Below are 14512 nucleotides of genomic sequence, written 5' to 3'. Positions count from 1 at the left end.
AACACTCAACACCTCTGCAATGGAGCACAGTTACGTTCGCACGCCCCCACGCGCGGGCGCACGCCGAGCACACTCCGCCCACACCGTCTTCCCGCCCGGCGGATACGGCTCGCACCCCCAGGCGTCCGCGAGCGTGGCGACGAGGAGCAGGCCCCGGCCGGACTCACCGTCCATGTCGGCCGGCGGGATCGGTGCGGGCCGGCGGTCGCCCAGCGCGTCGGTGACCTCGATACGGAGCACGGCGGGAGTGAGGATCAGCGCGAGGCGCGCGTTCCTGCCCCGCACCCGGCCGTGCAGGGCGGCGTTCGCGGTCAGTTCCGCGATGAGGAGGGAGGCCGTGGCCGTGCTGTCGTCGTCGGCAGCGGCCTCGGGCTGTTCCTGTTGTGCGGCGAGCCAGCGTTCGGCGGCATGGCGGGCGGTGTGCGCTCCGTGCCGAGTGGTGGAGAACAGGGTGCTGAAGTGATGTCCGACGACGGTCGGTTCACCGGTTGCGGTGACGGTTTCCTGGTTCACCTCACCGAGGGTGACGGAGCGGCCCTACTGTGTGCAGACCATGGGGCGGTACGCAGGGTGACTGTCCCGGCGCGGACGGTGTGACGTACCGGCGTACGGCCGTGACCTGGCCGCAGCCGCGCCGGTTCGTCACCGGAACAAGGAACAGGGCGGTGGTACGGCATGGCGGCACAGCCGGGTGCGGGGGTTCCCACGAGTGGCGAGGCGGACGGCACGGACGAGGTCGCGGACCTGTTCCGGGCGCTCGGCCGGCAGATCAAGGTGGCCCGGGAGCGGGCCGGACTGAGCCAGAAGGAGCTGGGCGACCGGCTCGGGTACGGGGAGGAGACGATCTCCTCGGTCGAACGGGCACGGCGGACGCCTCAGCCGGAGTTGCTGGTGGCGGTGGACCGGTTGCTGGAGTGTGGGGGCCTGTTGGCTTCCGCGGCGGAGGATGTGGAGCGGGCGAAGACTCGGAGGCGGGTGCGGCATCCGGAGTGGTTCAAGGACTACGCGCGCTTGGAGCAGGAGGCGGTGGAGCTTCACTATTACGGCGCCCCTGTCGCTCCCTGGCCTGCTCCAGACCGTAGGGCACGCGCGCGCTGTCTTCACCAGTCGACGGCCGCTGCTGGACGAGGAGACCATCGAACAACGGGTCACCGCGCGGCTGACTCGCCAGGACATCCTCACGCGCTGGCCCTGTCCGCTTGTGACGTTCACGATCGAGGATTCCGCGCTGCAACGGCCCATCGGTGGTCGGGACGTTCAGCGAGAGCAGTTGCTGCGGCTGCGCCAGGTAGCCCCGCTCCGAAACGTGGAGCTACAGGTCATGCCCACCGAGCGTGCAGATCATCCAAGCCTGGGAGGACCCTTCACTCTGCTGACGCCGAAGGGAAAGCCTCAAGTGGGGTATCTGGAAGTACAGAACGTCAGCAGGCTGATGACCGATCCAGAAGAGGTACGTATGCTGGCCGCGCGCTATGGCAGCATCCGCGCCCAGGCTCTCACGCCGCACGAGTCCCTGACACTGATCGAGAAGTTGCTGGGAGATCAATGAGTACCGAACAGCCCACTCAGTTCAGCTGGTTCAAGAGCACGCACAGCAGCGGTGAAGGCGGCGAATGCGTCGAGGTCGCCGCCGACACGACCGCCATACACGTACGGGACTCCAAGGAACGCGGTGGACCTCAGCTCGCGTTCGCGCGGAGCGCGTGGGCCGGATTTGTCGCGGACCTCGGGCGGGACCGGACCTGACCGACCCACCCGAGGTCACGCCACTCAGGCCTCGTGGCGCGGCCCCTCCCCCGGCGGCGGGTCCAGTACGGTCCGGTACTCGCCGCCGGTTGCCCGGGCTTCCGCCATGCGATCGTAGACGTCGAGGATGAGGTCTTTGGTGCGGTAGGTACCGAAAGCAGCCTCTTCGTCGCTCTTGAGACGCGAGAACGTGTCCATGACGTACACAACGTCCGCGCGGCTGAGCTCATAGAGGTGGAAGAAGGCAGCATCGAGCTCCGCACGCAACAGCGTGCGCCGTGTTTCCTCCCACTGGAACGGGTTGCCCTCCACGCCGATGGCCCTAGCGAAGGGCCTCATATCCCAAGCCGTGTAAGCCAGTTCAGCAACCCGTACAGCGATCCACCCTGCGACGCTCTCTACACCATTCCAGGGGCAGGTTTCCTCGCCAGCCTCGGGACTGGGGACCGGAAGCTGGTAAGCGGTGAAAAACTTCAGATGGGTACCGCTGAACTTCTGACGGGCGACGTAGTCCAGCACGTAGGAAGACAACGCCGCCTGAAGCAACGCAGGATTGCCGATGGTGGGCAGCATCAGCAGGGTGCCATCAGGGACAGCAGTACGCCGCAAAGCAGTGTTGATCATCGTCCTGCGGTCCGATCCGCGGCAGATGTCACGCCACCCCAGGAGCCACTCCTCGTACCATTCCTTGTCAGCCAGTCGCGTTGCAGCTCCCGCCCACATGATCCGGTTGCCCTTGCTGTCCCGCTTCCCCGAGTCCACGTCGAACTCCGGCGCCCAGTACCTGGGCAGCGGCGCGAAGTCCGGGTCGTCGTGCTGCTCCGGCGTCGCACGCGGCAACGTGCCCATGTTGGCCTGGGCCTGCGTCTGGCCCTCGTACGTGCCGAGGCGGTGGTCGAAGTGGTGGAGCATTTTCGCCTCGTACAGCGGGAGGTACCGTCGCTTGTCCTCCGCCTCGGGGCGGACGAACACGTTGCCGGTGAGCCGCCAGCCCTCGCCCTCCAGTTCCCCCTTGCCCCGGAAGAGGTGGGAGTCGTTGGACATGTGGAACATGGTCATGAACGTCAGGCCCCACGGGTTGGTGCCGCCCCAGCCGTCCTCGTCCGGCTCCTTCATCAGGACCGGAACGCGGCGGTAGACGCCGAGGGTGATCTCGGCGTCCCGGCGGGTGCGGAACACCGGGAGCGTGCCCGTGTTGGGGTTGACCAGCAGGATCTCCTCCGGGGGCATGGCGAACCGTCGGCTGTCCAGGTCTTCCATGTACCGGGTGCCGAAGGCGAAGGACGCCTCGTCGACCCGCGTGCCCGTGCCGGTGGTGGTGAGCAAGGAGAAGCGCACCGAGTGGTGCACGTCCCGGCTCAGGATGAACGACTCGTTCTCGAAGTCCAGGAACGACGCGAGCCGTGCCGTGCGCACCAGGTCCGAGAAGAACGGCGCCGTCGTGGCGTCGGTGGCGATGCCGGTGGGCAGGACCAGGCCCAGGCGCCCGGTCGGGGCGATGCCCAGGGAGGCCGCCTCGGCGAACACCGCGTACGTGTTGACGTCCCCCCGACCGGCCAGCGGGAACCGACCGGAGTCGCGCAGCAGATGGCTGACACCCTCGGAGCGGCGACGGGCGTCGATGAACTCGGTATGCAGCGCGCGGTCCGTCTCCTCCTCGCTCTCGGCCAGCGCGTCGATCATGCGCTCGCGGGCCGCCTTGTTCGCGGCGTCCGCGATCTCCTCGTTCCGGGTCGCGAAGAACTCCTGCTCCTGGAGCTTGACCCGCTCCCACGGCGGATTCCCCAGCACACAACTGAACCCGCCCTGCCACCCGGTGCGTTCGTCCACACCCGGCGCGTCCAGGTCCGCCGGGACCCGGAACACCTCGGGAAACTCCAGGTGCCAGTGGAAGAAGTGGTACTCCTCCTTCAGCCTCTTCACCATGTCGACCGTGCCGGGCGGCAGGTTCGCCTCGCCCTTCTCGGAGTGCACGGTGAGCAGGGACTTGGTGGTGAGCGCGGGCGGTGTCGTCGCCGACACCGTCTTCTTCCAGACGAACGCGGCGCACCACGCGTCCGCGAGCTCCAGCGCGCGGACGTAGTCGCGGGACGTGGTCAGCGAGCGGTACTCGCGGGCCTGGCCCTGGACGTCCTCCAGCTCCTCCGAGTCCACACCGGTGATCAGGGAAAGCTTCTCGCCGAACTCGGCGTTGGAGCCCAGGACGAACGGCTCCTCGGCGAACAGTTCCCCTTGGCTCACCCCGCGCCGCAGGGCGGCCCGCCACGCCGCGCGCTCCGACGCGTTGCGCTTCTTCAGGTCGGTGACGTGCTTGCGGTCGTCGCCCTCCAGCGGCTTGAACGCGTCGTCGGGCAGGCCGCCGGCCAGCAGCTTCGGGGTCGTGCCGAGCAGGCCGTTGCCGTGCTTGATGTGGGCGTCGAGGAAGGTGAGGGGCCGGCCCGGCTCCATCGCCTCGATCCACAGGGACACCTTGGCCAGTTCGACGGCCATGCGGTTGAGGTCGACGCCGTAGACGCAGCGCGAGACGACGTCGCGCAGGGCGTGCCGTACGTCCTCGGCGCTGGGCTCGGGGTCGTCCTTGCGGATCTCGGCGAGGCGGCGGGCGATTCGGCGGGCGGCGGCGACCAGGAAGTGGCCGGAGCCACAGGCGGGGTCGCAGACCGTCAGGGCGAGCAGGGCGTGCTCGCGCTCCTTCTGCGTCGTCCCGGAGCGGACCGCCCGGTCGATGACCGGGTCGAGCGTGGAGTCGAGGAGGCAGTCGATGAGCGGGGACGGGGTGTAGTAGGAACCGGAGGTCTTGCGGTCGTTGCCGTCGAGCTTGGCCAGGACGTACACGTCGCCCTCGTCCAGGCGCGGCTCCAGTTCCAGCAGGGACTCGTAGACGGAGCCGAGTTCGTCCGCGCCGAGGTGGCGGTAGTCGACCTTGCGGGGGCGGCCCAGCTTCGCGTCGTGGACGACGGAGAGGGCGCGTACGGCCTCGTACAGGGCCTGGTTGGACAGACTGAGCCCGTCGAGGATCTCGTCCGTCTTCGTGGGCTCGAAGAGACCGCCGAGGGCGGGCAGGCCCAGTTCGGGGCGGCCGCCGGGGGTGCCGAGTCCCTTGATGACCAGGGTCAGGGCGTGCCACTGGTCGCCATGGAGGGTGCCGACGCGGCGGGCGAGGCGGCGCAGTCGGGCCGTGGAGAAGTACTTCTCGTACGTGTCGCGGGCGGTCCGGGTCGCCTCGGGGCGGAGCAGCAGGTCCCGGTCCTCGGTGACGAAGAGGAACAGCAGGCGGTAGGCGAGGCGGAGCAGCGCCGGGTGGAGGTCGTCGCGGACGTTCTTGTCGCGGCTGCGCAGGGCGTCGCGCAGGGCCGCGTTGTCGGGGTGGGTGATGAGTCCGTTGCCGATGGCAACGAGGGCCTTCTCCACCCCCTTGCGGAGTTCCTTCAGGGCGCGGGTGCCGCTGTCGATGGCCTCGGTGCGCCACTTCTCCAGCGGGCAGGTCGCGGCAGGCTCGCCGTCGGCGCGGGGTTCGAAGCGGGTGCGGTGCAGCAGCCGCCACAGCAGGACGAAGTCGTCGGAGCGGTCGCCCTCGAAGATCGCCTGGAGGTCGAACTCGATGAACGCGGCGCCGGTGAGGGACGCCGACTCCCGCAGCAGGCGCAGCTGACGGCCGTTGGAGAGCACGCCCCACAGGGTGGAGTCCGCGGAGCGGTTGAGGTACTCCTGGACCATCGACTGCGGGATCTGCCTGGCCAGTTCCGGTGTGTGGTGGTCCAGGGGGACGTTCCAGCCGGTGAGGTGCACGGGGACGTGCGCCCAGTGATGGCTGACGCCGAAGTCCTTCTCCCCGTCGCGGGAGCGCAGGCCGGGGGCGGGCACGGGGGTGAGGGCGCCGAAGCCGAGCTGTTCGAAGAGGGGCAGCAGCCAGCGTTCGGTGGTCAGGCCGACCGCGTGCACGCCGGGGTCGGCGTCGGCGCCGTCGCGGGCCAGCGCGTCCTGGTAGGCGGTCCACACGCCGCGCAGATAGCCCCAGGAGCGCTCGGCGGCGTCGCGCACGGACTCGCCCTTGGCGTACAGGCGGTAGTCGGCGGGCTTGGAGCCGGTCTGCTCCTTGCCTTCCTTGATCCGTACCAGGAGGTCGTACGGGAGCAGGCCGCCGACGGTGGCGACGGTGTCGGTGACGAGGGTTCTGGCGAGGCTCATGCGTCCGCTCCCTGGGTGATCGTCGCGACCGGACGGTAGTGGTAGACACCGAGGACGTCGGGATCGCCCTGCGGAAGCACCTTCAAGCCCTGGAGGCGGGCCTGGGAGGCGGTGCGGACCCGGTGGTGGGAGGCCTCCAGCTGTGTGCCGAGTTCGGCCGAGCGCAGCCGTAGCGCGGGCATCAGGAGGGTGGGGAGCACGGCGAGGATGTCCTCGATGTGCCCGGCGGCGAACTTCGGGTCGGTGTTCCCGGCGGCGCGGGCGCCCAGGAGGGCCAGTGCCTCGTCCTCGGGCAGCCAGACGGGAGCGGTCGCGCTGCCGTGGAAGGCGACCACCCGGGCGTCCTCGGCGAGCCGCTCGACCGTTCCTCCCCTGCGGGTCGGCAGGTTCAGCTGGAAGCGGTGGCGAACCAGCAGGAGGGTGGTGGGGCGGTCGACCGCCTTGGTGCGGACGACGCCGCAGCGGCGGGCGGGCCGCTGCCACTGCGGGATCTTGTCGGCGTCGTCGAGGGCCGCGTCCAGCACGAAGCGGGCGGTGGCGGCGACCACCGGGTCGGTGCGGGTGAGGGCGGCCTCGCCGCGCGGGGCGCTGGGGGCGTCGTGGAAGATGACCGGGCGGGGGTGGCGGGGGCCGAGCGCGGCGGAGACCGCGTCGCGCAGGCCGAGCGGGAGGGCGTCGGTGTGGACGGTGAAGCCGCCCTGTTTCGTCGGGGCGGGCATGCCGCGCAGTGCCGTCAGGGCGCGGCGGGTGAAGTCGCGGACCTCCTCGACGGTGCCGAGCGCGGCGCGGACCTCGGCGACCTCGGCGGCCACCTCGTCCTTCTTGATGCGGTGCTGGGCGTAGCGGGAGCGGTTGCGCTTCTCCCGTTCGGCGGAGGACTGCCAGGCGATCTCCAGTTGCTCGGCGGTCGCCGCCTCCTCCTGCGGGAACAGGCCTTCCTGTTCGTAGGCCGTCTTCTCGCCGCGCAGGATCAGCCCCTCGAAGACGGCCTGCATGGCGCTCTCCGACTCCTGCGGCACGGGTACGGAGATGCCGGTGACGCGGCGGATGCGCTCGTGCTTGCGGAGCAGGACGTTCAGGACGATGCCGTCGACGGGGTTGTCGGCGCCGTACAGGGTGAGCGCCTTGACGACGTCGGTGCGCTGGCCGAAGCGGTCGACGCGGCCCTCGCGCTGTTCGTGCCGGGTGGGGTTCCAGGCCAGGTCGTAGTGGACGACGGCGTCGAAGGACTCCTGGAGGTTGACCCCCTCGGAGAGGCAGTCGGTGGCGACCAGGACCCGGCGGTCGGCCGGCGGGTTGCCGTCCTCGTCGACGCCGGTCAGCCCGGCGATGCGGGTGACGCGCTGGTCGGGCGAGAGTTCGCCGGTGACGGAGGCGACGGCGACCGGGTGCTCGGTGCCCTTCTTGTTGAGGGCCTTGGTGAGGTGCTTGGCCACGTAGTCGGCAGTGGCGATGTAGCGGCAGAAGACGATGGGGCGGTAGCCGTCGTCGAGGAGGCCGGTGACGGTGGCGATCAGCTTCTTGAGCTTGGTGTCGCGCGTCGGGCCGTCGAGCTTTCCGGCCGCCGCAGCCATGGCGATCAGGCGTGCCTTCTCCTCGTCGTCCTCCGCAGTGTCCTCGTGCCCGGGAGTGTCGTCGGGGCCGTCGGCCGTCTCCGCGGCGGGCAGTCGGGCGCCGGGGACCGCGTCGGCGGACTCGAAGCCCTCGCTGTCGGCCGGGTCGGAGACGGTGCGCTCGCCGGTGCGGTCGGCCTCCTCCGGGGAGTCGGCCTCCTCGACACCGGCCCGGGTCTTCAGGGACTGCACCGCGGCCGCCGGGGAGGAGGACAGGGTGCGCAGCAGGGCGAGCGTGGACCACCAGCGCTGCCGCTGCTGGAGGGCGCCGTCGGCCGCGCGGACGGTCTCACGGGCGTACGCCAGGACCTCGTCGAGGAGCTTCTTGTAGTCGCGGTGCAGCGTGTACGGGGACTCGGCGGTGTCGCGGGAGGAGGGGAAGTGGGCGCCGTCGCCGAAGTCGTCGCGGATGTCGGCGCGGCGGCGCTGCACGAAGAACTCCGCGAGGAGCCGGCGGCCCGCCACCGTGTCGAGGCTCACCGTGGCGAGACGGTCGTCGAGCAGGCCGAGCAGACGACGGAAGGGTTCCTCCTTGCCACTGTGCGGGGTGGCGGTGACCAGCAGGAGGTGGCGGTGAGTCTTGACGGCGAGGGCGCGCAGCAGCGAGTACCGCTGCTGGGAGGTGCGCGCGGAGGCGCCGATCGCAGTGTCGGCGACGCAGGAGTGCGCCTCGTCGACGATCACCAGGTCGGGGCAGTTCTTCAGGAAGTCCTCACGGTGACGGGGGGACTTGATGAAATCGGTAGAGACGACGTAGGCGCCGTCGGGGCGGAATACCGACTGGCCGTACGGGGTCTCGCGCAGCAGCCGGCCGATGGTGGACGGCAGCACGAGACGCGCGTCCACCCCGAACTTGCCGTACAGCTCGGCCCGCCACTGCTCGGCCAGGGCCGGCGAGCACAGCACGACCAGGCCGCGGGCGTCGCCCTGGGCCAGCAGCTCGGCGGCGATCAGTCCCGCCTCCACCGTCTTGCCGATGCCGACGTCGTCGGCGATCAGCAGCCGGACGGTGTCCTGGCGCAGCGCCATCATCAGCGGCACCAGCTGGTACGGGCGGGGATCCACGGAGACCGAGGCCAGTGAACGGAAGGGGCCCGCGCCCGAGCGGAAGCCGATGCGCAGGGCGGTGCGCAGCAGTCCTGCGGCCTGCTGGTCGCCCAGGTCGGAGGGGGTGGGTGGGGCGAAGGTGGCGGGGACCACCTGCTCCAGTGCGGGCAGGATGCCGGCGACGTCGTCGTCGGCGCCGCCGAGCGGGCGCAGGACGAGGAGCTCCGCCGTGGAGTCCGGCAGCACGACCCATTCCCGGCCCCGGGCATGGACGAGGGAGCCGACCGCGTACTGCTGGGTCGGCTGGGCGGCGGTGGTCATGGGTGCCTTCCGGGGTCGGGGCGGGCGGGAATGCGGTCGGGGCGACGGCTCTGCGTGTGCGGGTGAACGGGCGAACGGGCACGAAAGTGACGAGAGAGAGGAAAGGAACCGGGCTTTCGGGTGGGCGGGAACGGGGCGGCACTCTCCAACAGGCGGACAGGAACGAGGGCGGCGGGCGGTGGCCCGGGCTGCCGGGAGCCGGCCACCCGGCACCGTACGCCGCCGCCCGCCGGGTCGGACAGGTGGCCCGCCCCGCGCAGGTCAGCGGCGTGCCTCGCCGAACACCGAAGGGTACTCGGCGACGGCCTTGGCCCAGTCGTCGTCGTACCGGATGCGGATGACCTCCCAGCCGATCTCCTTCAGCCGCTCGGCGGCCTCCTCGTCGCGCAGCGTCGTCTCGGCGTGGTCGTGGTGCGGGCCGTCGACGAACACGGCGACCGGGCCGTAGCCGGTGTCGTAGACGAAGTCCGGCTTGGACAGGGCCGTGCTCACCTTCAGCTGCTGGTGCTGCGGCAGATGGTGGCCGTGGGCCCGGAGGTAGGCGACGAACCGCTCCTCCAGGGAGGAGTCGGCGCCCTCGATGAGCGCGTCGGCGTGCTCGTCGCGGGTGCGGCCGGCGTGCCCGCCGCCGACCACGCCGTCCTTGAGCTCCATCAGCAGGTCGCGCACCAGGCGGCGGTCGATCGCCCGGTGGTGGCGCTGGTTGCCGAAGGAGAGCAGGCAGTGATAGCAGCCCTTCTCGCACGGGTCGCCGTTCTTCTTCTCCGCTCCCCGGTCGCGGCCGTGCTGGTCGAAGTGCGCGATTTCCAGGGCCCGCCGGGCGGCGGCGGCGAGTGCCTTGGGCTCGGCCTGCAGCCTGCGCAATACGCCCGCGCCGCCCTCGGCGCTCTCGATGAACAGCAGCCGCTCGCGCGGGCCGTCGTGCGGCGGCAGTTCCCAGGTGTCCAGCTCGGAGTCCTCCAGCTGGAACTCGGCCTCGATGCCCCGCTCCAGCGCGTACTGGAGGGTGATCGCGGTGTCCCGGTCGACGGGGGCCGCGAGCTGGAGCACGAGGATGTTGCGGGTGTCCTGGACGTAGGGGATGACGGGGACCTTGCGCAGCACCTTGTCGGCGTCGGCCAGGCCCTCCTGTTCCTCCGGGGTCTCCCGGCCGGCCGCGCCGCTGCCCTTGGCGCCGGTGGAGCCTGCCAGCCACTCACCCGAGACCGGGTCGATCCAGAAGCCAATCTCGCCCTTGGCGACCGAGCGGCGGTAGCCGAGGTTGGTGAGCCGGACCGTGCCGCTGTCGCCGTAGGAAAGGTGGGCGAGGAGCATGCCGGCCGCCGACTTGGCCTCGGCCTGCAGGGAGCCGTCGCGGCCGTCCTCGTGCTTCTTGAAACGGTAGGAGATCTCCACGGCGTAGCCGGTGCGCTGGCGTTCCTCCTCGTCGGAGGAGATCCGGTCGCGGCGCTGGGTGAAGACCGTGTGCAGTTGGAGGAGGCCGGTGCGGGCGTCGCCGAGTGTGGCCCGACAGCCGCGGCAGGTGTCCTCGCGCTGGTCCTCCGGCGAGAGGTAGCCGCAGCTCTGGCACACCTTGGCGCTGTCGGTGGTCAGTTCGCCGGAGGTGTCCGGCGGCAGCTGGACCCGGTTCACCTTGAAGCGGCTGCCCTCGTGGTAGATCAGGGCGCCGGGACCGAACTCGCGGATCGCGATGAACCGGGACCGCTGGAGGTAGTCGCCGTCGTAGCCGCGGCTGGTGCGGCCGGTGCCCGGGATGTACGCGGCCAGCGGCAGCCGGGGGAAGGAGTAGCCGGGCAGGAAGCCCTCGGAGGCGAAGTAGCGGTACGGGTAGAAGTCGGACAGCACCGTGCGCTCGCCGCCCTGGCGGTTCTCCAGGAGCGCGATCTGGTTCTCCGCCTGGGCGCGGCGGCGTACGGCCTGCTGCTGGGAGCGGCCGGTCGCCGTGCGGTTGCGGATGTTGTCGTGCTGGAGCTCCCGCTCCTCCAGCGCCTTCTGGTAGAGGCTGCGCCAGCGGCCGCAGGCCAGGTCGAAGGCACCCGGAGCGCCGTCGACGGTGTCCTCCAGCCACTGTTCGTGCCACCACGAGGTGTCCCGCAGGGTGTCGGCGCAGCCGGCGAGGACGGTACGGGCCCGGGCCAGGGCCCGCGTCTGCGCCCTCTTGTTGCCGATCTGCTCGCGTACTCCGGGCAGCAGGGCGAGCGAGGGGGTCTTCCCGTCCGCATCGATGATCTTCGTCATGGAGCGGCTCAGTTCCAGGCCGGTCTCGGCGAGCCAGATGGCGTGCACGTGGGAGGCGAGCAGGTCCTCGTTGGCCAGGTCCAGGCGGGGCGGGGCGACGGTTCCGGCGACCATCTGGTCGGACCGGGTGAAGTAGTACTGGTCGTGGCTGTTGCCGGTGGCGCAGTACGTGGTGACCAGCGCGGGCTGGCCGGAGCGGCCCGCACGACCGGAACGCTGGGCGTAGTTGGCGGGGGTGGGCGGCACGTTGCGCAGGTTCACCGAGTTGAGGCTGGCGATGTCGACGCCCAGCTCCATCGTCGGCGAGCAGTACAGCAGGGGCAGCGGGGCCCCCTTGCTGAACAGGCGCTCCCGCTCCTCGCGGATGTCGGGGTGGACCTGGGCGGTGTGCTCGGCCGCGTGCAGGCCGGCGAAGGTGCCGGCGACGTCCTTGTAGAGACCCTTGAAGAAGGCGTTGACTCGGGGCCCGCGCCCGGTGCGGTAGGTGCGGCGCAGCCGGTCCACCGTGCCGTGGTCGTCGTCCCGGGCGTGCCAGCGGATGACGGTGTGGTTGATCCGGTAGCCGGGGGCCTCGTCGCGGCCCTGGTCGACGCGGGTGAGGACACCGCCGGCGGCGAGTACCTCGAGCAGGTCGTTGATCACGTTCTGGGCGTCGGCGAGGGAGAAGTCCTGCCGCCAGTCCGGGAAGGTGCCCGGCTTGCGCACGAAGCGGCCGAAGGCTCCCCGGCCGGTGAGGTTCTTCTCACTGCGACTGCGGCCGGGCCGTCCCGCGCGCGGCAGGGCGACGGTCGGCGCGGGCGGGGCGGCCTCGGTGTCGGCGATCCCCCAGGCGTCGTTGAGCTTCGCCGACTCCTTGCGCAGTTCGTTGAACTTGGCCTCGGTGAAGTACGGGGTGTCCACGGCTCGCTGGCGGCGCAACTCGTCCATGAGGACCCGGGCCAGGTCGAGACGGGTCGCGGGGGTCGCGGTGCGCAGCGGGGCCGCTGCCCGCTGCCAGCGCTCCTCGTCCTCGGCGATCTCGTCGAGGCCGGCGTACTCCAGGCCGAGCAGACCGGTCTGCTCCAGGTTGGGCATGGTGACCCGCCAGCCGCGCTCCAGGTCCAGGAAGAGCCGGTACTCGGCGATCTGGGCCAGCGCGTCCCGGGTCTCCTCGGCGAGCGCCGACACCTCGGTGGGATTGTTGGCGTACTCGTGCGGGGCCAGCCCCATGGCCTCCACGACCTCCTCGCCCAGCCGCTTCCAGCGCAGCCCCTTCTTCCCCGCCTCCAGCATCGCGCGGTACAGGGCACCTCGCAGCTGGGTGACCATCACGAAGTCGTTGAAGTGCCCGGACTGCAGGCTGGCGTCCTGCCGGTTGTCGACGAAGGTGAGCAACTTGCGTGCGTCCTTGCCGAGTTCCTTCTCAGGGAGCCCTTTGAGGTGACGCACGATGGAGGCGCTGACGACGGACGTGGCCGTGGAGCGGCCCTCCTGGTCGAGCGTCATCAGCTTGGCGAAGTCACGCTCGCGCACCTCTTCGTAGCTAACCCCGCACTCCAGGCAGAACAGGAACGGGGCGGGCAGATAGGCCGCGTACAGGCCGTCCTGGTGTCCCTTGTCCACGGTCTCACCGTCGGGCCGCACCCACACCGGCTGGGGCGCGCGCTTTCTGCGGCTCGCGGTGAGGACGGTCGTCGCCTTCTTCGGGTCGACGGTGAGCCAGCTGTCGGGGAACCGGCGCTGCTCGACGGCGTCGCCCAGATGCTCGGGCCAGGGGTTGGTGGCGGAGACGTAGAGGTATCCCTGGTCGTCGTCCTCGTCCTCGCGAGTGCGGAAGGCCACCGTGCCGTCGTCGCGCTGGTCCCGGGCCACGGTCAGGTATTCCTGGCCGCACTCGCGGCAGAAGGACAGCGGGAGGAGCAGCTTCTCCCGCTGTCCAGGCACCCGCTGCTGGTAGGTGCGGGTGATGTAACGGCTCTCGGCCGGCTCCAGGGAGACGTAAGCCGAACCGCCCTTGGACAGGAACTGGTGCAGCCGGAAGGCGAACAGGGGCCGGTCGGTGTCCCGGTCACGCGCCTGCGAACCGGCCCGCAGGGTGGCACGGATGGCGTTCACACAGGCGGTGTACGGCTCGTCGTCGGGCGCCTCCTTCGGAATGCCGAAGGCCTTCTCGCGCAGGGCACGGGCGGCGAGTTCCACGGTGACGGGAGCGGCACGGACCAGCAGCTCCGTACCGTCCTCGTCGGTGACCTCGGTGAGCCCGAACGTGGTCTCGATCCAGCGGGCCAGCGGCTCGGCGCCGAGTGCCCGGTGCTCCTGCGGCGGGTCGTTCTCCCGTACGCGGGCCGCGAGTTCGGCGGAGGTGGGAACGGCAGCACCGGTCGCCCGGACCAGGGTCTCGCCCACCACCCGCTCCGGGGAGATCTCCGTGTCGAACAGTGTGGAGGCGACCTCGGCGACGGCACGGCGGCGGGCGGCCGGGGTTCCGTCGGTGGCCATGGTGGCGGAGGTGCCGACGCACTGGAGGTCGGGCGACTCGCACGCCTCACGCACGCGCCGCACCAGCACGGCGACGTCGGCGCCCTGCCGGCCGCGGTAGGTGTGCAGCTCGTCCAGGACGAGGAAACGCAGGCCCTTGGCCCGGCCGATGAGCCGCTTGCGCTCCTCGGGCCGGGTGAGCATCAGCTCCAGCATCACGTAGTTGGTGAGCAGGATGTCGGGCGGGTTGTCGAGTACCGCCTCCTTCTCGGACTGCTTCTCCTGGCCGGTGTAACGGGCGTACGTGACCGGCGGCTCCTCGCCTTCGCCGTACCCGGCGGTGAGGAACTTCTTCAGCTCGCCCATCTGGCTGTTGGCCAGGGCGTTCATCGGGTAGACGATGATCGCCTTGATGCTGGGGGGTGCTTCGGGATCCTTCTCCCGGAGCACCCGGTCGACGATGGGCACGATGTAGCCGAGGCTCTTGCCGGAACCGGTGCCGGTGGTCAGGACGTAGGACTGCCGGGAGGCAGCGGCCTCGATGGCGTCGTACTGGTGGCGGTGGAAGGTGATGGGTCGGACGGTCGCGTCCGGCCTGTCCTTGCCGACCCGGAAGATGCGCTTGCACTCGGGGTGCAGGAGACCCCGGTCGTCCGCGAGGTGGTCGACGGTGCCGCCGCGCTCGAAGCTCGGGTTCAGCGAGAGCCATGGATCGGGCCACTGGTCGCCGTCGGCAAGGGACTTGGAGACCTTCTCACCGATGCGCGGGTCGTCGATCACCACCGCACCGGACGTGTACTCCTTGTAGTCCTGGATGAGTCGGCGGTGCACCCCGAAGACGTCCACGTAATCCTCACTCGTTCCCGACGTGATCCACACGTCACCGTAGCGGGTGGAGACAC

The 14512-nt window shown here is 70.6% G+C and carries 5 protein-coding genes and 1 pseudogene; 2 read left to right on the top strand and 4 right to left on the bottom strand.

The genetic code is table 11. From position 1 onward, the window contains the following. Positions 1-30: 30 nt before the first annotated feature. A complete protein-coding gene (locus tag ACZ7MF_RS10805) occupies positions 31-513 on the bottom strand; it encodes an ATP-binding protein (protein ID WP_471475828.1) in 483 nt (160 codons plus the stop codon). 162 nt (positions 514-675) lie between these two features. Here ACZ7MF_RS10805 and ACZ7MF_RS10800 point away from each other — a divergent pair. Further along, a pseudogene (locus ACZ7MF_RS10800) lies at positions 676-1549 on the top strand (helix-turn-helix domain-containing protein). Next, positions 1546-1746: a DUF397 domain-containing protein gene (locus tag ACZ7MF_RS10795; protein WP_471475826.1), complete on the top strand. Its 201-nt coding sequence runs from the start codon at positions 1546-1548 to the stop codon at positions 1744-1746. The pseudogene ACZ7MF_RS10800 and the gene ACZ7MF_RS10795 overlap by 4 nt, the downstream one beginning before the upstream one ends. A 24-nt stretch (positions 1747-1770) precedes the next feature. Here ACZ7MF_RS10795 and ACZ7MF_RS10790 read toward each other — a convergent pair whose 3' ends face one another. From ACZ7MF_RS10790 to ACZ7MF_RS10780, 3 genes are all read right to left on the bottom strand, one after another. Then, complete coding sequence (locus ACZ7MF_RS10790; protein ID WP_471475825.1) at positions 1771-5934, bottom strand: Eco57I restriction-modification methylase domain-containing protein; 4164 nt, start codon at positions 5932-5934, stop codon at positions 1771-1773. Beyond that, positions 5931-8915 (bottom strand): helicase-related protein, encoded by a 2985-nt coding sequence (locus tag ACZ7MF_RS10785; RefSeq protein ID WP_471475824.1) that lies wholly within the window; start codon positions 8913-8915, stop codon positions 5931-5933. The genes ACZ7MF_RS10790 and ACZ7MF_RS10785 overlap by 4 nt, the downstream gene beginning before the upstream one ends. Positions 8916-9176: 261 nt before the next feature. Continuing rightward, positions 9177-14456, bottom strand: a complete 5280-nt coding sequence (locus tag ACZ7MF_RS10780) for a DEAD/DEAH box helicase (protein ID WP_471475823.1) — start codon at positions 14454-14456, stop codon at positions 9177-9179. Between the last annotated feature and the right edge of the window lie 56 nt (positions 14457-14512).

It is taken from the genome of Streptomyces sp. NPDC111628 (genome assembly GCF_055635195.1).
Note: the sequence above shows the minus strand (reverse complement) of the source record. Positions and strands in the feature narration are given on the sequence as shown.